This is a genomic window from Kribbella amoyensis (assembly GCF_007828865.1).
GTDB lineage: Bacteria > Actinomycetota > Actinomycetes > Propionibacteriales > Kribbellaceae > Kribbella > Kribbella amoyensis.
This window is the reverse complement of sequence record NZ_VIVK01000001.1, coordinates 3,510,072-3,530,518: the sequence shown is the minus strand read 5'-3', so window position 1 is coordinate 3,530,518 and position 20,447 is coordinate 3,510,072. Positions and strand designations below refer to the sequence as shown.

Sequence of the window (20,447 nt, the reverse complement as noted above, 5' to 3'; positions counted from 1 at the left end):
GTGGTTCCGGGTGTAACACGATGGCCGGGTCGGCGCGTCGATGTGGGTGAGACCCCGACGGAGAGGCTGTGATGACGACGGACGACTTCGAGGAGTTCGCCAGAGTGCGAACCCCTCACCTCTATCGGACGGCCTGGCTGCTGACCGGCGATCGGCACCACGCCGAGGACCTGGTCCAGGAGACGCTCGCCAAGATGTACCGGGCGTGGCGGGGCATCCGGCGGATCGACAACCCGGCCGCTTACGCGCAGACGGTGCTGGCACGGACGTACGTGTCGCAGCGTCGGCGCCGGAGTTGGTCGGAGCAGCCGACCGAGGCGATGCCGGACCGGGCCGAGCGCCCTGGCGACCACGAACTGCGGCTCTCCCTGCAGACAGCCCTGGCCGAGCTGTCTCCCCTCGATCGTGCGGTGCTGGTGCTGCGGTTCTTCGAAGATCGCAGCGTCGAACAGGTCGCGCTCGATCTCGGCAAGAACGCCGGCGCGATCCGGACCCGGACGTCCCGCGCCCTGGACCGGTTGCGCACGGTCCTCGGCGACGACGTCCACCTGATCGCCCTCTGACCCAGGAGAACCCCGTGACCAACAACCTCGACGACGCCCTGCCGGACCTGATGCGGCGGGCCACCGAACACCTCGAACCCGAATCCACCGACCTGGTCGAGCGCGGCCTGCGCCGTGGCGTCCAGCTCCGCCGGCGGCGTACCGCGGTCCTCAGCTTCAGCGGCGCGGGCGCGATCCTCGCCACCGCGGGCATCATCGTCGGCGGCACCCAGCTCTTCGGCGGCACCACCGGTGACGCCCCGGTCGCCGGTCCGCCGCTCGCCGTCGCGACCAGCTCGACGCCCAGTCCGAAGCCCACGCCTCAGCCGACAGCGCTGCCGAAGACCGACACCACCCTGCCCACCCTGAAGAGCTTGCTCCCGCCCAAGTACAAGCAGTCCGCTCCGTACACGTGGGGCGGCGACGCGGAAGGCTTCAACGGCGCATCGATCGTGCTGAACGACGGCAAGGGCGCGTCCCAGGTGGTGGCCTGGTTGTCCCGGGAGGGTGGAACGACGGCCTGTACCCCGGATCGGGAGGGCCTGGAGAACTGCTCGGTCCGGCCGGACGGCAGCGTGCTCACCTGGTCCAAGGAACGGCAGACGAATCCACCCGCTCCCGGCAAGCCCGCCCGCGTCGACGACGACATCGTCGAGAACACGGTGCAGCTGACGTACCCCGACGGCCGGGTGATCTCGTTGATCAACTACAACGGCGCCGGGGAGAAGGGTGCGCCGGCGACGCGAGTGAAGCCGGTCCTGACGATCGGGCAGCTGACCTCGATCGCGAGCAGCAAGCGCTGGGAGTTCCCGACCGCGGCGGACACCAAGACCCCCGAGCGGAAGTCCCGGTAACCGTCAGCGGTGTACGAGCGTGTGCTCGAAGGCGTACCGCGACGCCCGGAACAAGTGGGAGCCGTACTCGACCGCGCGGCCGTGGTCGTCGTAGGTGATCCGCGTCGTCGCGAGCAGTGGACAGCCCGGTTCCTCGGTGAGGAGCCGGGCTTGTTCCGTCGTGGCCGGCTGCGCGGAGATCGTCTGGTGGGCGACCTTGAGCCGGACGCCCTCGGCGCGGAGCAGTTCGTACAGACCGTGCTCGGCCAGCAGCGCCGGGTCCGGGTCCAGGAGTTCCGAGGGCAGCCAGTTGCGCATCAGGGCCAGCGGTTCGCCGTCGGCTCGACGGAGCCGCTCCAGTCGCAGCACCCGGTCACCCGATTCGCACTGCAAGGCCGCGGCCACGTCCGTGCTCGCCGGGGCGATGCCGAAGCGGAGCACCTCGGTCTCCGGTTTGCGGTGCGCGGCGGAGAGGTCGTCGTACAGGCTGGTGAGCTCCAGCGAGCGACGGACCTGGCCGGAACTGCCGACGACCTGCGTGCCGACACCGCGTTTGCGGACCAGCAGTCCCTGGTCCACCAGGCGCGCGATGGCCTGCCGGACCGTCGGGCGGCTGAGTCCGTACGCCTCGGCGAGGTCCACCTCGTTGCTGAGCCGGGAACCGACCGGGAGGTCACCGCCCTGGATGGCCGCCTCGAGTTGCTGCGCCAGCTGCACGTGGAGCGGGGTACGGCTGGTGCGATCGACAGTGACCTGGACGGTGCTCATGCGCACATCTTGGAGGGTCGGACGCCCACCGTCGAGTCACCCACGGGATTTGATCAGATCTCGGGGTTTGAGAATGCGTCCCGGAAACGCCGCGGAGCCGCTCACTGTCGCTTTCGGCGAACGCCTCGGGACCGACGGTGCCCCGATATCCCGGCTTTCCCGGCGCCGCCGCGATCGCGGCCCAATTGCTCCCGGCAGGTGCGCCATTTTCTTCGGGCGTCCACGTCGCCGTACCGGGGGTTGCCGCAGCGTGGTGAGGCCCTTGTCCCGTCCAGTTCCAGGTCTCCAGCCGGCCGGGTGGATTCGCTCGACCAGTTCCGGGAATGGCAGCTCGGTGAACACCGTCTCCGCTCAGCCGGGTGGCCTCAGCCGATTTCCCCGATCCGCACCGGCCGGCTTTCCTGGTGCGACTTCATCGCCGCCAGCGCGATCCGGAGTGCGTTCCGGGCGTCGTACCCGGTGACCGGTGGCGGGGTGTTTTCCCGGATCACCTCGGTGAATTCGGTGAGTTCGCGCCCCTCGGCGCGCTCGTTGACGGATCCGGGATCGTCGTACTGAAGGGGCCTTCGGCAAGGACGTGAGGGCGAGGTCCCAGGTGAACGTGGTGAATCCGGGAGGTGAAGGTCAGGCGGTACCTCGTGACTATCGCCTCGGATTCCAGTCGGCCGAGGGCGCCGCGCTCTACCCTGCCTACGTGCACACGTTGTCCAGCGGCCGGCGGCAACCACTCCGTGGACATCCGGCGGAGGGCGAACCTGGTGCAGATATCCTCCGCTTTCGGCCGGGCGATGGACAGTGTCGACCGGGTCCGGATGGCGGTCAGGCTCTACCCGGTGCTGCGCGACCTCGGGCAGGATGACGCGTTCGGCCTGGACAACGTCATCGCCGCGAGTGCGGAGGGATACGCTTTTCCGGCCACTCCGGACCGGGACCAGCCGATCGGCGGGCTGGCCCCAGGACCCAGGCGGACCTGCTCCGCCAGGCCCTCGCCGAGGACCGGCCCAGCGACCGGCTGGACCACGCCCTCGACGAGCACGCCGTACGCCGCCGTACGGACGACATCTAAGGAGAAGGCATGGAACCGCTGCGCATCGGTGTTCTCGGCGCTGCCCGGATCGCGGGCAGGGCGATCGCCGACCCGGCCCGGCTGACCGGCCACCGGCTGGTCGCGGTCGCCGCCCGGGTCACCGGCCGGGCCGAGGCCTTCGCCGCCGAGCACGGCGTCGAGCGGGTCCATGCCTCGTACGAGGACGTGCTGGCCGACCCGGAGATCGAGGCGGTCTACAACCCGCTCGCCAACGGCCTGCACGGCCCGTGGAACCTGAAAGCCATTGCCGCAGGCAAGCATGTGCTGACCGAGAAGCCGTCCGCGAGCAACGCCGAGGAGGCCGCGGCGGTGCGCGACGCGGCCCGCGACGGCGGCATCGTGTTCATGGAGGCGTTCCACTACGCCTACCACCCGGTGATGAAGCGGCTCCAGGAGCTCCTGGCCAAGGGCGAACTGGGCGACCTCCAGCACATCGAAGCCACCATGGTGATGGGTCCGCCGGCCGACGAGGACCCGCGCTGGTCGTTGTCGCTCGCTGGTGGAGCGGTGATGGACGTCGGCTGCTATGCGCTGCACGCTCAGCGGCTGCTCGCGCCGTTCGGTGGTGGGGCGCCGACGCTGGTGAACGCGCGCGCCGGTGAGCGCAAGCGGATGCCTGGCGTCGACGAATGGCTGAACGCGGACCTGGAGTTCCCGAGCGGCGCGACCGGGGCAGTGCGGACGAGCATGGCCGCGGAGGAGCTGGACTTCAGCCTCAAGGTGATCGGCACCCGCGGCGAGGCGTTCGCTCCCGGCTTCGTCCTGCCGCACCTGGACGACCGGGTCATCGTGACCACCAAGGAAGACACCTGGGTCGAGCACCTCGGCACCCGGACGTCGTACACGTACCAACTGGAGGCGTTCGCCGGGGCGGTGCGTGAAGGCAAGCCGGTCCTGACGGACGCCGAGGACGCGCTGGCGACGATGCAGCTGATCGACGCCTGCTACCGCGACGCCGGCATGTCACCCCGACCGGTCACAAGCATCTAAGGAACTTCGAGATTCGCCGGCCGCCGCGCCCCATTCCGGGGTCGCGGCGGCTGCGGCTTGTCCTGGGCTGGATAGCTTCCGGCCGCCTTCAAGCTTGCTGCCTGCACTCGTCTGCACGCCGGACGAAAGCAGCTGAGGTGTAGGTAGTCGTTCGCCCGGCCGAGGCACCCACCTGGACCCACGGCTTTCGCCCGGCCGCCACCGGCCTGCACGTCGGTCCCCGGCGTCGAGCGCCGCGCGCCCGTTCAATCGAAGCTGTGAATGGTTTGCCTGAAATTGACTTGGGTGACGCCTTGACGCGCAGTTCTGCGCAGTGGCTAACTGGCTTCTTCGACCGCCCCGCTTGAGGAGACTTGATGCGTCTGCTCCTGTCCGCTGTCAGCGTCCTCGCCGTGGTGACTACCGTCGCCGTCGTGGCCCCCAGCCTCGCTACCGCCGCCCCGCCACCACCGGCAGGCCCCATCTCCCCCGAACCGCAGCAACTCACCCCCAGACCCGACGGCTTCCCGCTCACCCCCGTCGTCGGTCTCGTCCGCAGCGACCGCTCCGACGCGGACGCCGAGCGCGTGGTCCGGGAAACGCTCCAGCGCGCCGGGGTGAAGACCGTCCGCACCACCGACGGCGCCGACCCGAACACGCCCACCACCATCTGGCTCGGCCAGGCCGACCCCGTACTCACCGAGTTGCGCGTCGACAACAGCGCCGAGCTCCCCGCCGAGGGCTACGTACTCGCCGCCGGCCGCGACCGAGCCGGGCGCGGGCACGTGGTGCTCGACGGTGCCGACACCGACGGTACGTACTACGCCGCGCAGTCGCTCGCCCAGCTCGTCCAGCCCCGTCCCGGTCAGGACTGGGTCCCCGGTGTCGCCGTGCGGGACTGGCCGACCATGCGATACCGCGGTTCGATCGAGGGGTTCTACGGCACGCCCTGGTCGCACGCCGACCGGCTCGACCATCTCGACTACCTCGGCGCGCACCGGATGAACACGTACGAGTACGCGCCCAAGGACGACCCGTACCACCGCGACCGCTGGCGGGATCCGTACCCCGCGGACAAGCTCGCCCAGCTCGGCGAACTCGTCACCCGCGCGCTGCGGAACAAGGTGGACTTCACCTTCGCGCTCTCCCCGGGCCTCGACATCTGCTACACGGCGGACGCGGACTTCCAGGCGATCGTGGCAAAGTTCGAGGCGCTGTACTCGCTCGGTGCGCGGTCTTTCAACGTGCCGCTGGACGACATCGACTACAACAACTGGCACTGCGACGCCGACCGCGCGAAGTACGGCACGGGTGGGGGCGCCGCCGGTCGAGCGCAGAGCGACCTGCTCAACCGGGTGCAGCGGGAGTGGGTGGAGACCAAGCCGGACGTGGCTCCGCTGCAGATGGTCCCCACCGAGTACTACAACATCACCGAATCCCCGTACAAGAAGGCGTTGCGGGAGCAGCTCGACTCCGACGTGGTCGTGCACTGGACGGGTGTCGGGGTGGTGCCGAAGACGATCACCGCGGCCCAGGCGGCGCAGGCGAAGGCCGTGTTCGGACACGACATCCTGATCTGGGACAACTACCCGGTGAACGACTACGCGGCCGGACGGCTCCTGCTGGCCGGATACAGCGGACGCGAACCTGCCATCGCCGAACACGTCGCGGGCGTGATCTCGAATCCGATGAACCAGGCAGCCGTCAGCAAGGTCGCGCTGTACTCGTTCGCCGAGCTCGGCTGGAACCCGGCCAAGTACAACGTCCGCGCCTCCTGGCTCCGCGCGCTCACCGAACGCGCCGGCGGCGACCCTGCGACCACCGAGGCACTCCAGGTCTTCGCGGACCTCAACACGTACGACGGCACCCTGCATCCGGAGAGCGCGCCCGAGCTCGGTGCGGCGGTGGACGCCTTCTGGCAGACCTGGAGTACGGGCAAACGCTCCACCGCGCTGTCCGTACTACGTCCCCGGGTGGCCGCCGTCGCCGCTGCCCCGGCCGTGATCCGTCAAGGCGTCGTCGACCCCGCGTTCACGGCCGAGGCGGAATCATGGCTCAAGGCAACGGAACTCTGGGGCCGGGCGATGCACCGTGGTCTCGATCTGCTCGCCGCCCTCGACCAGGGCAACGGCGCGTCCGCGTGGACGGCGCGCCAGGAGATCACCGCCCTGGTCACCCAGGCGAAGGCGATCCGGGACAGCCGCGCACCGCACAACGGCACCTACCCGCGGATCGGCGAACGGGTGATCGACGAGTTCCTGGCCGAGACCGGGCGGATCCACGATCGCTGGCTCGGCGTCGTCCCCGGACGGACCGCGACCACGAATCTCGGCACCTACCAGGACAACGTGCCCGCCCGGATGACCGACGGCGACCCGGCCACGTTCTTCTGGAGCAACGGCAGCCCTGGTCCCGGCTCCGAGGTGCGGGTCGACCTCGGCGTCGCGTCCGAGATCGGCGACGTCGCGGTCCTGATGGGCAAGTCGTCGAGCCCGAACGACTACATCCGCTCCGGCGCCCTGGAGTACTCGGTCGACGGCACCCGCTGGACCGAACTCATCCGCGCTACGACGGCAGAGGTCCGTGCGACCGCTCCGGCGGGGACCACGGCGCGGTACGTCCGGTACCGGTCGTTGTCGGCCAGCGACTTCTGGCTCGTGGTCCGCGAGTTCTCCGTCGAGGCGATCGGCGGAAAGAAGACGACGCTGGCCGTGACCGGTACACCGGCACCCGCCGAGGGTTCGTCGTTCCAGCGCGCCGCGGACGGCAACGTGGAGACCGGCTACGTCCCCGCAAACGCTCCGGCCAACGGTGACGCGTTGGTCGCCACCCTCTCCGCACCGCGCGAGCTGGCCGGCCTGACCGTGTTGCAGAACGAGAACGCAGTCGGATCCGCCACCGTCGAGATCCAGGTCGGCGGGGAGTGGCGACCAGTCGGCGATGTCTCCACCGCCTTCGCCGAGCTCGACACCGCGGACGCCCTGGCCGAAGCGATCCGCCTGGTCTGGAAGAGCGGCACGCCGTCGGTCGCCGAACTCGTCCCGCGCTGGTCCGACGAACCGGTGGTCGAGCTGACCGTCGGCGACGACCGCGCCGATGTCGTCGGAGGTTTGGCGTCAAACTTCGTCGTCGAAGCGGCGCCTGGTCGAGCCGAGACGGTGAGCGGCACGTTGGCCGTTACGGTGCCGGCCGGGTGGTCGGTCACTCCGGCGAGCACCTCACTGACCGTGAAGCGCGGCTTCGCCCAATCCGTCCCGGTCAAGGTGACACCGCCTGCCGACGCGGCTCTCGGTGACGTCGACATCCCCGTCACCTTCACAACGGGCGACGAGGTGGCCGAGGCAGTCCTCCGGGTCGCCGTGCGGCCGAAGACGTCCACCACCAACGCAGCGCTGGGTCGTCCGGCCACCGCGTCCGGCGTCGAACCGGGAACGTCGTTCACCGCCGATCTCGCCGTCGACGGCAACGCGACAACGCGATGGGCCTCGGGGTACGACGACTCCTCGTGGCTCCAGGTGGACCTCGGGAGCAGGACCCGGGTCGGCAAGGTCGTGCTGACCTGGGAGACCGCGTTCGGCTCGGCGTACGAGGTGCAGGTGTCCGACGACGGGACGACCTGGACGAAGGCGGCCGAGGTCACCGGCGGGGACGGCGGGACCGATACGGTCTGGCTCGACGCGACCGGGCGCTATCTGCGGATGCAGGGCGTCGATCGCGCGACGACGTACGGGTACTCGCTGTACGAGCTGGCCGTCTACCCGAAGGCCACGTAGCACCCGGGATCGCGGTGATCGGCCGGCCAGCCGATCACCGCGATCGCCGGCTCAGTCGTGGGTCGGGAAGCCCAGGTTCAGGCCGCCGTGGGACGGATCGAGCCAGCGGGACGTGACCACCTTGCCGCGCGTGAAGAAGTGCACGCCCTCGGCGCCGTGCGCGTGGGTGTCGCCGAACAACGAGTTCTTCCAGCCGCCGAACGAGTAGTACGCCATCGGCACCGGGATCGGCACGTTCACGCCGACCATGCCGACCTCGACCTCGGTCTGGTACCGCCGGGCGGCGCCGCCGTCGTTGGTGAAGATCGCCGTGCCGTTGCCGTACGGGTTGGAGTTCACCAGGTCGAGCGCGGCGTCGTAGGAGGGGACGCGGACCACCGAGAGCACCGGTCCGAAGATCTCGTCGGTGTAGATCGACATGTCCGGCGTGACCTTGTCGAACAGCGTCGGGCCGAGCCAGAAGCCGTCGTCACCGCCGTCGAACGGACCCTCGCGACCGTCCACCGCCAGCTCCGCGCCCGCGTCGACCCCGGCCTCGACGTATCCGACGACCTTGTCGCGGTGCGCGCCGGTCACCAGCGGACCCATGTCGCAGCCGCGGGTGCCGTCGCCGGTCCGCAACGTCGCCATCCGCTCCTTGATCTTGCCGATCAGGTCGTCGGCCACCGGCTCGACCGCGATCAGCGCGGAGATCGCCATGCAGCGCTCCCCCGCGGAACCGAAGCCGGCGTTCACCGCGGCGTCGGCGGTCAGGTCCAGATCGGCGTCGGGCAGCACGACCATGTGGTTCTTCGCGCCGCCGAGGGCCTGGACGCGCTTGCCGTTGGCCGTGCCCCGCTCGTACACGTAGCGCGCGATCGGGGTCGAGCCGACGAACGAGACGGCCTTGATGTCGGGGTGCTCGAGCAGCCGGTCGACGGCCTCCTTGTCGCCGTGCACGACGTTCATCACGCCGTCCGGCAGGCCCGCCTCCTTCCACAACGCGGCCACCGCGTTCACCGCCGACGGGTCCTTCTCGGACGGCTTGATCACCACGCTGTTGCCACAGGCAACGGCAATCGGGACGAACCAGAGCGGCACCATCGCCGGGAAGTTGAACGGCGAGATCACCGCGACCGCGCCGAGCGGCTGGCGGATCGAGTACACGTCGACGTTGGTCGAGACGTTCTCGCTGAACCCGCCCTTCAGCAGGTGCGGGATCCCGCAGGCGAACTCGACCACCTCCAGACCGCGGGTCACCTCGCCGAGCGCGTCGGACAGCACCTTGCCGTGCTCGGCGGTGATCAGCGCCGCGATCTCCTCCTTGCGCGCGTTCAGCAGCTCGCGGAACGCGAACAGCACCTGGGCGCGCTTGGTGAGCGACGTCCGGCCCCACGCCTTGGACGCGTCGTGGGCGACCTTGACCACCTCGTCGACGGTCGCGGCCGAGGCCAGGTCCAGCTCGCCGGTGACCTCACCCGTCGCCGGGTTGTAGACCTTGCTGGTGCGCTCCGAGACCCCCGCCCAGGGCGTCCCGCCGATCAGATGGGTGATGCGCTCAGTACTCACAGCTGTGTCCTCTTGTCGTCCGATACTCGTCCCCACGCGACTCACCCCAGCACCTCGTCACGTCGTGCCAGCTCCACCGCGACCGGCCGTCCCTCGGCCAGCGACTCCAGCCCCGCCGTACAGACGGCCGCCGCGGCGTACCCGTCCCAGGCCGTCGGACCGTCGATCCCACCCCGTGCCGCGGCGTCGGCCCAGCGCTGCACCTCGACGTCGTACGCGGTCGCGAAGCGGGTCCGGTAGTCCTCCGGCACCGCTCCTCCCCAGTGTCCGGCCGACCTGGTCAGCACGTCGACCCCGAGGCCGATGGTCGCGCTGCCCCGCTCACCGACGGCCTCGCAGCGCACCTCGTACCCGACCTGGAAGTTGACGAACACCTCCACGTCGGCCAGGGCGCCGTTCGCCAGCTCGAACACCGCGAACTGCGGGTCGAGCACACCGTCCGCGACCAGTCCGGTCGGCTTCGGTGCGTGCACGGTGACCCGGGTGATCTCCTCGCCGAACAGCCAGCGGGTCACGTCGACCTCGTGCACCAGCGAGTCCCGCACGATCATCTCGCTGCGGAAATGCGGGGCCGAGGTCTTGTTGCGGTGCACGTTGTGCAGCAACAGCGGCCGGCCGAGCTCGCCGGAGTCGAGCAGCCGTTTCAACGCCGCGTACTCCGGATCGAAGCGGCGCATGAAACCGACCTGGATCAACGGCCGGCCGAGCTTGTGCTCGGCCTCGACCACCCGCAGCGACGACTCGGTGTCCATCGTCAGCGGCTTCTCGCAGAGCGTGGGCTTGCCGTGCTCCAGGCAGGCCGCCAACTGCTCGGCATGCGCGAACCCGGGCGAGGCGATGATCACCGCGTCCACGTCCGGCGCGCCGATCAACGCCAGTGGGTCGCCGATCACCCGGACGTCGCCGAGCGGCGCGGCCACGGCGGCGGCCCGGTCCGTGTCGGGATCCGACACCGCGACCAGGCGCGCACCGGAGATCTTCCGCGCCACCCGCTCGGCGTGATCGGCCCCCATCGTGCCGACGCCGATGATGCCGATCCTGAGGTCCTTCATCCGTCTCCCTTGTCCGTCCGCGATTCCCGCCCCGCCTCGGCCGACGCCGTCACCTCGTCGGTGGGGGCGGTCGGGTCGACGGCGCGCAGCTCGTGGCTGAGCGCCTCCAGCTCCGAACCGCCGGCCATCTCCGTGGTGAGCTGCTCCAACGTGATGTCGGCCCGCTGCGTGTCCAGCGCGACCCGGCCGAGCTTGAGCACGACGAAGTGGTTGCCGACCAGGTACGCGTGGTGCGGGTTGTGCGTGATGAAGACGACGCCGATCCCCGCGTCCCGCGCCTTGACGACGTACTTGAGCACGATGCCCGACTGGTTCACGCCGAGCGCCGCCGTCGGCTCGTCCAGGATCAGCACCTTCGCGCCGAAGTGGATCGCCCGGGCGATCGCGACACATTGGCGCTGACCACCCGACAACTTGCCGACGGGCTGTTCCAGGTCGGGGATCGAGATCCCCATCCTGGTCAGCTCCTCCTGCGCGATCCGCTTCATCCGGGCCGCGTCCAGCAGGCCGAACGGGCCCTTGGTCAGCTCGTTGCCCAGGAAGAAGTTCCGCCAGACCGACATCAGCGGCGCCAGGGCGAGATCCTGGTAGACGGTCGCGATCCCGCTGTCGAGGGACTCGCGCGGTGACGAGAAGTGCCGCTCCTGACCGTTCACCGACATGGTGCCGGAGGTGTAGTCGTGCAGGCCGGCGATGATCTTGATCAACGTCGACTTGCCGGCACCGTTGTCGCCGAGCACGCAGGTGATCTCGCCCTGCCGGACCGACAACGACACTCCCCGCAGGGCATGGATGTTGCCGTAGCTCTTGCCGATGTCCTCCAGATGCACGATCGGCGTGGTCGGGCTGGTGGTCGCCTCGTCGGCGAATCCCGTGGTGGTGCTCATCTCGCCTCCGCCTTGCTCCGGACGACCAGGTTCACGATCGTGGCCAGCAGCAACATCGCGCCCAGGAACGCCTTGAACCAGTCCGGGTTCCAGCCCGCGTACACCACGCCGAGCTGGACCATGCCGAAGATCAGCGCCCCGATCGCCGCGCCCACCACGGAGCCGTACCCGCCGGTGAGCAGGCAGCCGCCGACGACCGCCGCGATGATGTAGAGGAACTCCTTGCCGACCCCCTCACCGGACTGCACCACGCCGTTGGAGTTGAACAGCAACTGCATCCCGGCGAACCAGGCGAAGAAGCCGACGGTCATGAACAGGCCGATCTTGACCCGCTTCACCGGCACCCCGACCGCCCGGGCCGCGGCCGCGTCCCCGCCGACGGCGAAGATCCAGTTGCCGATCCTGGTCCGCTGCAGCACCCAGGCCGCGATCGCGACGAACACGATCCACCAGACGACGATGATCTTGATCGTGATCCCGCCGAGCTGGAACTCGGAGGCGAACACCGCCTTGGCCGACGCGAACCCGTCCATGTCGCTGATCGAGTTCGACGCGACCGCGCCGGAGGCCAGCCGGGTCACCGCGATGTTCAGGCCCTGCAGGATGAAGAAGGTGCCGAGGGTCACCAGGAAGCTCGGCAGTCCGGTCCGCATCAGCAGCCAGCCGTTGAACAGGCCGATCAGCAGCGCCAGCACCAGGGCGATGACGACGCCGACCCAGACGTTGAGGCTGAACTGGTAGGCGAACAGACCGGCGGTGAGCCCGGCCGTCGTCACGGCCACACCGGCCGACAGGTCGAACTCGCCGCCGATCATCAGCAGCGACACCGGGACGGCCATGACACCGATCAGGGCGGCCTGGTACAGGATCGTGCCGGTGTTGTCGATGTCACGGAATGGCGGCGCGGTGACGACGAAGAACACCAGGATCACCAACGCGCCGACGAGCGAGCCGATCTCGGGCCGGCTGAGCAACCGGGCGCCGATCGACCGTGCCGAGACCCGGTCGTCCCCGGCCACCGGTGTGGTGATGGTCGATGCCATGGCCGGACCTCAGCGCGTCCCCGCCGCGGCGTACTTCTCGACCGCCGTGACGTTGTCCTTGTCGATGAACGCCGGTCCCGTCAGCGTCGCCTGGCCACCGCCGATGGTGTCGCCGTTGGTCCGGTAGAGCCAGATCGAGTCCACCGCCAGGTACCCCTGCAGGTACGGCTGCTGGTCGACGGTCCACTGCACGGTGCCGTCCTGGATCGCCTTGACCATCTCCTTGCTCATGTCGAAGCTGGCGATCTTGGCCGACGACCCGGCGTCCTTGGCGGCCTGGACGGCGGCCAGGGTGATCCCGGCGTTCAGCCCGACCACGTAGTCGGCGGTCTTGTCCTGCTGCAGCTTCGAGGTGACGGTCGCCTGCGTCCCCGGGATGTCGGTGCCGTTGACGTTCAGGTTCTCGACCGCGGCGCCGAACTTGTCCTTGATGCCCTGGCACCGGGACTCCAGGCTGACGTTGCCCTGCTCGTGGATGATGCAGATGACCTTCTTCGCACCCTCCTGCTTGAGCCTGGTCCCGGCGGCCTCACCCGCGATCCGCTCGTCCTGGCCGAAGTACCCGAGTGCGCCGGAGCCCTGCCAGACGTCCAGGCCGCCGTTCAGCACCGTCACCGGGATGCCGGCGGCGACGGCCTTCTTCACGTTCGGCATCACCGCGTCGGGCTTGTTCAGCGTGACCGCGATGCCGTCGACCTTCGAGTCGATCGCCGTCTGCACCAGGTTGGCCTGGGCGGCGCCGTCGGGGTCGGCCGAGTACTGGAGTTCGACGTTGTCCTTCTGCGCGGCCGCCTCGGCACCGCGGCGGACGATGTCCCAGAAGGTGTCACCGGGACCCGAGTGGGTGATCAGCGCCACCTTGATCCGTGGGGTGTTCGCGACGTTGCCCGCGGCCCCCCCGGACTTCTGCTCCTCCTGCTTGCCACCGGAGGAACTGCAGGCGACCAGCGCCGCGGCCAGCACGACCGCCGCCCCCGCCGCCACCGCCTTGTTCTGCCACCGAACCATGTCTCCTACCAGCCTTTCGGACGATCCGCGGTCACCCCGCGGTGCTACTTGGGACCAGAGATCTCACACTCTGCTGGCCGCCGGACCGATACGCCACCCCCAGCCGATCTCAACTCGCCAACGCCGCTCAGGACTCCCGTCGGACCGGGGCCAGCAGCGGCCGCTGGATCTTCTTGGACTCCTCGTACTCCGCGGCGGCGGCCTGGGTGGACCGCAGCTCCGACACCTGGCTCACCGGAACGTCCCACCACGAGTCGCTGCCCGGGGCACCGATCAACGGATCCGTGCTGACGTGGATCGCGATCGGCCCGGTCGCCGCCTTCGCGGTGTGGATCGCCTTCTCCAGCTCGGCCCGGCTGCTCACCTCGAGCACCTCGACGCCGAAGCTGCGCACGTTGGCGGCCAGATCCACGGGCAGGTGGTCGCCGTCGAGCCGGCCGTCCCCGGTGCGCTTGCGGTACGCCGTGCCGAAGCGCTGCGACCCGAGGGACTCCGACAGCGCGCCGATGGAGGCGAAGCCGTGGTTCTGCACCAGGACGACGATGATCTTCAGGTCCTCCTGGACGGCCGTGGCCAGCTCGCTCGACATCATCAGGTACGACCCGTCGCCGACCAGGACGAACACGTCCCGGTCCGGGGCACCGAGCCGGACGCCCAGCCCGCCGGCGATCTCGTAACCCATGCAGGAATAGCCATATTCGACGTGGTATCCCTTCGGGTCGCGGGTCCGCCAGAGTTTGTGCAGGTCGCCGGGCATCGATCCGGCGGCACAGACCACCACATCAGACGGCGCCGACAATTCGTTGACGGCACCGAGCACCTCGCCCTGGGTGAGCAGTCCCTCGGCCAGCTTCCCGGTCACCTCCGCGGGTGGGTTGTAGGCGTTGTCCACAACCTCGTCCCACTTCTTCGCCAGCTCGGAGGCCGAAGCCGTGTATGTTCCCCGCACACTCCAGTCACCGATCGCGGATCGCAAGGAAACAAGGGCTTCCCGAGCATCCGCGACGAGAGGAAGGCCCGCATGCTTACCACCGTCGAACCGCGCCACGTTGATGTTGACGAACTTCACGTCCGGGTTCTGGAAGGCCGTCCGCGACGCCGTCGTGAAGTCGCCGTACCGGGTGCCGATGCCGATCACCAGGTCGGCGTCGCGCGCCAGCGCGTTCGCTGCCGTGGTTCCGGTCGAGCCGACCGCGCCGACCGACTGCGGGTGGTCGTAGCGCAGCGATCCCTTGCCCGCTTGGCTTTCCGCCACCGGGATGCCGGTCGCTTCCGCGAACTCGCGCAACGCGTCCTGCGCCCGGGAGTAGGCGACCCCACCACCGGCCACGATCAACGGCCGCTCCGAGGCCTTGAGGAGCTCTACCGCTTTGTCGACAATCGATGCCTCAGGCAACGGGCGCGCGACGTACCAGGTGCGCTCGGCGAACAGCTCCTCCGGCCAGTCGTACGCCTCGGCCTGCACGTCCTGCGGCAGCGCGAGCGTCACCGCGCCGGTCTCCACCGGATCGGTGAGCACGCGCATCGCGTTCAGCAGGGCCGACGGCAGCTGCTCCGGCCGCCAGACCCGGTCGAAGTACTTCGACACCGGGCGGAAGGCGTCGTTCACCGACACGTCGCCGGCCGCGAAGCTCTCCAGTTCCTGCAGCACCGGCGTCGCGACGCGGGTCGCGAACACGTCCGACGGCAGCAGCAGGACGGGCAGCCGGTTGACCGTCGCCAGGGCGGCCCCGGTGATCATGTTGGTCGAGCCGGGCCCGATACTCGCGGTGCAGGCGTAGGTCTGCAGCCGGTCCCGGGTCCGGGCGAACGCGGCGGCGGTGTGCACCATCGCCTGCTCGTTGCGCGCCAGGATGTACGGCAGCGCCGTGGGGTCGTCGAGCTCGGACTGCAGCAACGCCTGGCCGAGACCCGCGACGTTGCCGTGCCCGAAGATCCCGAAGCAGCCGGCGAACAGCTTCTGCCGTTCCCCGTCCCGCTCCGAGTACTGGACGCTCAGGAATCGCACCAGCGCCTGCGCGACCGTGAGCCGTACCGTCATCGTTGTCCTCCCAGAGCTCGGTTCTTCATCGGTCCACCCCGTCTGCCTTCGCCCGCTTCACCGGTCGTCGCCGAACGGGAGCCGGCTGTCGATCTGCTGGCTGGTCCACAGCTCGCGGACCCAGCCGTGCTGCGGGTCGTCGCTGATCAGCCACTGCCGCTCGGTCCCCGGCCCGGCCATCACGTTCAGGTAGTACATGTCGTACCCGGGCGGCGCCATCGCCGGACCGTGCCAGCCGTGCGGGACCAGGACGAGGTCACCGCTGCGGACCTCGGCCAGCACGTCGATCGGCCGGTCGTCGGTGCCGTACACCCGCTGGTACCCGATCGGGTCGTTGCCCTTGACACCTTCCGGCGCCGCGTCGGACAGCTGCAGCTCGAAGTAGTAGATCTCCTCCAGCTCGCTCTCCTGGCCCGGCTTGTGCTCGTCGTGCTTGTGCGGCGGATACGACGACCAGTTGCCGGCCGGGGTGAGCACCTCGCAAGCGATGATCGAGTCCGCCTCGAGGACCGCGGGCGTGCCGAAGTTCCGGACCTGCCGGGACGCGACCCCGGCGCCGCGCAACTCGGTCTCGACCTGCTCGACCCCGATCCGCCGGAACGGGTAGTCGCTCGCCGCCTTCGCGTGCGGGAAGGCGATCCGGGCCCCACCGGCACTCACCACCGCCATCGTGGTACCACGCGGGACGTAGGCGAGGTCCGTCGCTCCGGCGAACACGTCCGCGCGACCACCGAGCGGGACGGTCTCGCCGTCCACGATCACCTCGGCCGATCCGCTCAGCGGCAGCACGAGGTATTCGCAGTCGCCGGTGTCGATCTCGACCGACTGGCCGGGCCGCAAGGTGCGGACGGCGAGACCGGTGTGGTGCCAGTCCTGCTCCCCCGGTCGCACCATCAGCTCGAAGCCGTCCTGAGCGGTCGATCCCGCGGGCCTGAACCACTCGGTCATGCGGCACCTCCATGGACTAGGGCAGCGGCGTGGTCGACTGCGGCCGGCACGTCGCCGTCGGGCGGGAACAGGAGCGCGCGACCGACCACGAGACCCCGGACCGAGGGCAGGCTGAGCGCCTTCCCCCAGGACGCGTACGTCTCCTCGGGCGCGACCGTGGGATCGCCACCGAGCAACAACGTCGGCAACGTCGTCGCCTCCATCACCCGGGCGAGGTCGTCGACCACGGGCAGCTTGAGCCAGGTGTACGCGCTGGTCGCGCCGAGACCGGAGGCGATGTGGATCGACCTGATCACCGAGTCGGGGTCGAGCAGGTTGGTGACCCGCCCGTCCTCGCGGGTCGACCAGAACGGCTCGACCATCGCCATCAGCTTGCGCTCGGCCAGTCCGGTGACCGCGGTCGCGGCGCTCTCCAGCGTGGCGACGGTGCCGGGGTCCGCGAGGTCGATCCGGGTCAGCATCTTGCCGCCGTCCAGCCGGCGTGCGGCGATCTCCTCGGCACTCCCGTACGCGGTGAACCGGTCGTCCAGTTCGAAGGTCGCGCCCTGCAGGCCGCCACGGTTCATCGAGCCGATGACGATCTTGCCTTCCAGGGCACCGAGCAGGAGGAGATCCTCCAGGACGTCGGGCGTCGCGAGGACCCCGTCGACCCCGGGGCGTTCCAGCGCGGCCACCAGCCGATCGATCAAGGCCGGCCGGCTCGCCATCGCCATCCGGTCGTCCCGGACCCCGAGCGCGCCGCGGGCCGGGTGGTCCGCGGCGACGATCAGCAGTCGCCCGTCCTCGCCGACCAGTTCACGCCGTCGCCGCTGCTGCCATGCCTCGGCGACCCGCTCCGGGTGCCGCACGCGCAGCTCGGTCAGGTCCACCTGTCGACGCACCTCGGCCCGCGGCCCGTCCGGGACCACCTGTCTGCCGAGGTCCGGACGGTCTTCCGCGAGGCCGCTCATGCCTGCTCACCCAGCTTCGCCAGGACCTCGGACTCGGTCGGCATCGCGGTCGAGCACTCCAGCCGGGAGGCGACGATGGCGCCGGCCGTGTTCGCGAACCGGATCACCTTCTCCAGCGGCCAGCCGGACAGCAGCCCGTGGCAGAGGGCGCCGCCGAATCCGTCGCCGGCACCGAGACCGTTCACCACCTCGACCGGGAACGGCGGGACCTCGACGCGCTCGTCCCGGGTGCGGGCCAGGGTGCCCTTCGGACCCTGCTTGACGATCGCCAGGTCGAGGCCGCGGTCCAGCAGCGCCTGGGCGGCCTTGTCCGGGTCCGTCTCGCCGACGGCGACCTCGCACTCCTCACGGTTGCCGACGGCAACGGTGCAGTGGTCGAGGGCGCGGCTGACCTGCTCGTGCGCCTCGCTCGGATCCGCCCAGAACATCGGCCGGTAGTCCAGGTCGAGCACGGTCAGCGGCCGGCGTTCGCGGGCCTCCCAGGCGACGAAGTGGGCCGAGCGGCTCGGTTCGGCGGACAGACCGGTGACGGTCGACCAGTAGATCGACGCCGACCGGATCGCGTCCAGGTCCAGCTCGGACGGATAGATCTCCAGGTCGGGCGCCTTCGGGAACCGGTAGAAGTACAGCGGGAAGTTGTCCGGCGGGAAGATCTCGCAGAACGTGATCGGCGTCGGCAGGGTGTCGACCGGAGTCACGAAGCGGTCGTCCACGCCGAGTTCCCGCAGCGACCGGTGGATGAAGGTCCCGAACGGGTCGTTCCCGGTCCGGCTGATCACCGCGGACCGCCGCCCGTGCTGCGCCGCCGCCACCGCGACGTTCGTGGCGCTCCCACCGAGGAACTTGCCGAAGCTCGCCACGTCCTGCAGAGGAGTCCCGATCTGCAACGGATACAGGTCGACCCCGATCCGCCCGATCGTCAACACCTCGTCGACGCGCCGGGGTGGTTCCTGCGGGTTCGTCATCGGACGGCCTCCGCCAGGCGGCGTAGGTGGGTGATACTGGCCCGGACGTCGGCGACCGGGCCCTCGCCGGCGGGGCGCGCTTGCAGGATCGTGTCCTGCTCGAGGACGTACCAGCCTTGGTAGCCGGCGCCTTCGAGCGTGCTGACGATCGCGCCGAGGTCGATGTCGCCGGCGCCGAGCGGTCGGTACATGCCCTGGCGCACCGCGTCGGTGTAGCCGACCTCACCGGACTGGACCTTCGCCGCCCACGCCGCGTCGACGTCCTTGAGGTGGGTGTGCTTGATCCGGGCCGTGTGTTCGATGGTGAGGGCGACCGGGTCGACGCCGCCGATCAGCAGGTGGCCGGTGTCGAGGGTGAGGCCGATCGCCGAGCCACGGAGGACGCGGTCCACGTCGTCGGCGTTCTCGACCATCGTGCCGACGTGCGGGTGGATCGTGGCCTGGATGCCCTCGTCGGCGGCGAGCGCGGACAGCTTGTCCAGGTTGGCGAGCAGCGTGGCCCAGCCGGTGTCGTCCAGCACCGGGCGGTCGTCGTACCCGTCCTGGCCCGTCGCGGCCGCGAGCACGAGGGTCGAGGCGCCGGCGGCCACGAAGCCTCGCAGCGCCCGGGCGACCTCGGGGATCGGGTCGTGCCCCGGATCGTGCAGCACGACCGGGACGAACCCGCCGACCGCGCGGAGCCCGAGATCGGCGAGCGTCTTCGCCTTCTCGGCCGGATCGTCCGGCAGGAACCCGTCCGGCCCGAACTCGGTCGCCGCGATGCCGACGTCGCGCATCTGTGCCAGGACCGTCTCCGGGTCGTACTGCCAGCCCCAGCCGGGGACCTCGCAGACACCCCACGAGATCGGGGCTCCGGCGATCCGGGCAGCAAGGTCACTCATCGGGCGATCTCCTCCAGGCTGACAACGCGGTTCTCGTGGCGGGACAGTTCGCAGGCGTCGGCGATCCGGAACGCCTGCAGCGCATCGCGGACGGTGCACGGGACCTCGCGAGTCCCGGCGACCACCTCGGTGAAGGCGGTGAGCTCGGCGACGTACGCAGGGCGGAAGCGGTCCATGAACGTGGCGTGCGGCTCGCCACCGGGGAAGGTGACCCCGGCTTCGGCCGAGCGCAGCGCGGTGTGCTCGTCCAGGCCGACCGCGACCGAGCCGAGGCTGCCGAGCACCTCCATCCGGACGTCGTGGCCGGCCGCGTTGTACCGGGTGCCGCTGACCGAGACGAACGTGCTGTCGTCGAGGGTGAGCAGCGCGGCGGCCGCGTCCACGTCGCCGTACTCGCCGAAGAAGGGCTCGCCCCGGTTCGCGCCGGTGGCGTACACGCTGACCACCTCGCGGCCGGTGACGAACCGGATGATGTCGAAGTCGTGCACCGTGCAGTCGCGGAAGAAGCCGCCGCTGGTCGGGATGTACTCCCGCGGCGGCGGGAAGGCGTCGTTGGTGTTCGCCCGGATGTGGTGGACGAACCCGAGCTCGCCGGACCGGACCTGGGCCGCGGCCGCCTGGTAGCCGGCGTCGAAGCGGCGCTGGAAGCCGATGTGCACCGGCACGTCGGACGCCTCGACCAGCTCGACCACGCGTTGGGTGTCGGCCAGGTCGTGCGCGATCGGCTTCTCGCAGAAGGTGGGGATCCCCGCGGCCACGCCCCGGGCGAGCAGGTCCGCGTGTGCCGACGTCGCGGCCGCTATCACGAACCCGTCCAGGCGGCTCGCCAGCAAGGCGTCCACGTCCGGGGCGAACTCGATCCCGAGATCCTTCGCGACCAGTTCCGCGCGGTTCGCGTCGGCGTCCGCGACCACCACCTGGTCCACCGCCGGCAACCCCTTCAGGGTGGCGGCGTGGAACGCCCCGATCCGTCCGACTCCGACCAAACCGATCCGCATCCGCAGCCCTCTCCCGTCCCGGAATCCCCTGCCAGTCCGCGCCGTCCCGGGGCCGAGCGGCACGCGTCCTGTGCGGCCAGCCTTCCCGGCCACGCCAGAGGTGTCAATAGTTTGTTAACACATTTTCACGTAGAGACATACATACCTGCTTGCT

At 69.9% G+C, this 20,447-nt stretch carries 16 protein-coding genes; 4 read left to right on the top strand and 12 right to left on the bottom strand.

Annotated features, from left to right (window positions below; genetic code table 11):
* The first annotated feature begins 71 nt into the window (after positions 1–71).
* Both FB561_RS16715 and FB561_RS16710 read left to right on the top strand, forming a co-directional pair.
* Positions 72–563 carry a SigE family RNA polymerase sigma factor gene (locus FB561_RS16715; RefSeq protein WP_145807717.1) on the top strand — a complete coding sequence of 164 codons (492 nt, stop codon included), beginning with the start codon at positions 72–74 and terminating at the stop codon, positions 561–563.
* Positions 564–577: 14 nt separating this feature from the next.
* A complete protein-coding gene (locus tag FB561_RS16710; protein WP_145807715.1) occupies positions 578–1,396 on the top strand; it encodes a hypothetical protein in 819 nt (272 codons plus the stop codon).
* Positions 1,397–1,399: 3 nt separating this feature from the next.
* Here the strand turns inward: FB561_RS16710 and FB561_RS16705 are convergent, their stop codons facing one another.
* The gene (locus tag FB561_RS16705) at positions 1,400–2,143 is read right to left on the bottom strand and encodes a GntR family transcriptional regulator (protein WP_145807713.1); all 744 of its coding nucleotides are present in this window, start codon (positions 2,141–2,143) and stop codon (positions 1,400–1,402) included.
* Positions 2,144–3,218: 1,075 nt separating this feature from the next.
* On the opposite strand from FB561_RS16705, the gene FB561_RS16695 reads away from it, so the two are divergent.
* Positions 3,219–4,220, top strand: coding sequence for a Gfo/Idh/MocA family protein (locus FB561_RS16695; protein WP_145807711.1), 1,002 nt, complete (start codon positions 3,219–3,221; stop codon positions 4,218–4,220).
* Positions 4,221–4,576: 356 nt separating this feature from the next.
* A complete protein-coding gene (locus FB561_RS16690; RefSeq protein WP_145807709.1) occupies positions 4,577–7,972 on the top strand; it encodes a beta-N-acetylglucosaminidase domain-containing protein in 3,396 nt (1,131 codons plus the stop codon).
* Between the two features lie 51 nt (positions 7,973–8,023).
* On the opposite strand, the gene FB561_RS16685 is transcribed toward FB561_RS16690, so the two are convergent.
* The 11 genes from FB561_RS16685 to FB561_RS16635 form a co-directional block, all read right to left on the bottom strand.
* On the bottom strand, positions 8,024–9,520 hold the full coding sequence (locus FB561_RS16685; RefSeq protein WP_145807707.1) for a CoA-acylating methylmalonate-semialdehyde dehydrogenase: 1,497 nt from the start codon (positions 9,518–9,520) through the stop codon (positions 8,024–8,026).
* 41 nt (positions 9,521–9,561) lie between these two features.
* Positions 9,562–10,572: a Gfo/Idh/MocA family protein gene (locus FB561_RS16680; protein WP_145807704.1), complete on the bottom strand. Its 1,011-nt coding sequence runs from the start codon at positions 10,570–10,572 to the stop codon at positions 9,562–9,564.
* Positions 10,569–11,459, bottom strand: coding sequence for an ATP-binding cassette domain-containing protein (locus FB561_RS16675; protein ID WP_238334853.1), 891 nt, complete (start codon positions 11,457–11,459; stop codon positions 10,569–10,571). Before FB561_RS16675 ends, FB561_RS16680 begins: the two co-directional genes overlap by 4 nt.
* The gene (locus FB561_RS16670; protein ID WP_145807702.1) at positions 11,456–12,502 is read right to left on the bottom strand and encodes an ABC transporter permease; all 1,047 of its coding nucleotides are present in this window, start codon (positions 12,500–12,502) and stop codon (positions 11,456–11,458) included. The genes FB561_RS16675 and FB561_RS16670 overlap by 4 nt, the downstream gene beginning before the upstream one ends.
* Positions 12,503–12,511: 9 nt before the next feature.
* The gene (locus tag FB561_RS16665) at positions 12,512–13,510 is read right to left on the bottom strand and encodes a sugar ABC transporter substrate-binding protein (protein WP_145807700.1); all 999 of its coding nucleotides are present in this window, start codon (positions 13,508–13,510) and stop codon (positions 12,512–12,514) included.
* Between the two features lie 127 nt (positions 13,511–13,637).
* Positions 13,638–15,551, bottom strand: a complete 1,914-nt coding sequence (iolD, locus tag FB561_RS16660) for a 3D-(3,5/4)-trihydroxycyclohexane-1,2-dione acylhydrolase (decyclizing) (RefSeq protein ID WP_145807698.1) — start codon at positions 15,549–15,551, stop codon at positions 13,638–13,640.
* 57 nt (positions 15,552–15,608) lie between these two features.
* A complete protein-coding gene (iolB, locus tag FB561_RS16655; protein WP_145807696.1) occupies positions 15,609–16,499 on the bottom strand; it encodes a 5-deoxy-glucuronate isomerase in 891 nt (296 codons plus the stop codon).
* Positions 16,496–17,368, bottom strand: coding sequence for a Cgl0159 family (beta/alpha)8-fold protein (locus FB561_RS16650; protein ID WP_145813110.1), 873 nt, complete (start codon positions 17,366–17,368; stop codon positions 16,496–16,498). Before FB561_RS16650 ends, iolB begins: the two co-directional genes overlap by 4 nt.
* A 77-nt stretch (positions 17,369–17,445) precedes the next feature.
* The gene (gene iolC / locus FB561_RS16645; RefSeq protein WP_145807695.1) at positions 17,446–18,414 is read right to left on the bottom strand and encodes a 5-dehydro-2-deoxygluconokinase; all 969 of its coding nucleotides are present in this window, start codon (positions 18,412–18,414) and stop codon (positions 17,446–17,448) included.
* Entirely contained in the window at positions 18,411–19,295 is an 885-nt protein-coding gene (locus tag FB561_RS16640; protein ID WP_145807693.1) for a sugar phosphate isomerase/epimerase family protein, read from the bottom strand. The genes iolC and FB561_RS16640 overlap by 4 nt, the downstream gene beginning before the upstream one ends.
* Positions 19,292–20,293, bottom strand: coding sequence for a Gfo/Idh/MocA family protein (locus tag FB561_RS16635; RefSeq protein ID WP_145807691.1), 1,002 nt, complete (start codon positions 20,291–20,293; stop codon positions 19,292–19,294). Before FB561_RS16635 ends, FB561_RS16640 begins: the two co-directional genes overlap by 4 nt.
* Positions 20,294–20,447: the final 154 nt, after the last annotated feature.

Coding starts and splice junctions, on each gene's coding strand:
- iolC (WP_145807695.1), bottom strand. CDS start 18,414: ATGACGAACCCGCAGGAACCACCCCGGCGCGTCGACGAGGTGTTGACG.
- FB561_RS16675 (WP_238334853.1), bottom strand. CDS start 11,459: ATGAGCACCACCACGGGATTCGCCGACGAGGCGACCACCAGCCCGACC.
- FB561_RS16690 (WP_145807709.1), top strand. CDS start 4,577: ATGCGTCTGCTCCTGTCCGCTGTCAGCGTCCTCGCCGTGGTGACTACC.
- iolD (WP_145807698.1), bottom strand. CDS start 15,551: ATGACGGTACGGCTCACGGTCGCGCAGGCGCTGGTGCGATTCCTGAGC.
- FB561_RS16715 (WP_145807717.1), top strand. CDS start 72: ATGACGACGGACGACTTCGAGGAGTTCGCCAGAGTGCGAACCCCTCAC.
- FB561_RS16640 (WP_145807693.1), bottom strand. CDS start 19,295: ATGAGTGACCTTGCTGCCCGGATCGCCGGAGCCCCGATCTCGTGGGGT.
- iolB (WP_145807696.1), bottom strand. CDS start 16,499: ATGACCGAGTGGTTCAGGCCCGCGGGATCGACCGCTCAGGACGGCTTC.
- FB561_RS16665 (WP_145807700.1), bottom strand. CDS start 13,510: ATGGTTCGGTGGCAGAACAAGGCGGTGGCGGCGGGGGCGGCGGTCGTG.
- FB561_RS16695 (WP_145807711.1), top strand. CDS start 3,219: ATGGAACCGCTGCGCATCGGTGTTCTCGGCGCTGCCCGGATCGCGGGC.
- FB561_RS16680 (WP_145807704.1), bottom strand. CDS start 10,572: ATGAAGGACCTCAGGATCGGCATCATCGGCGTCGGCACGATGGGGGCC.
- FB561_RS16670 (WP_145807702.1), bottom strand. CDS start 12,502: ATGGCATCGACCATCACCACACCGGTGGCCGGGGACGACCGGGTCTCG.
- FB561_RS16705 (WP_145807713.1), bottom strand. CDS start 2,143: ATGAGCACCGTCCAGGTCACTGTCGATCGCACCAGCCGTACCCCGCTC.
- FB561_RS16635 (WP_145807691.1), bottom strand. CDS start 20,293: ATGCGGATCGGTTTGGTCGGAGTCGGACGGATCGGGGCGTTCCACGCC.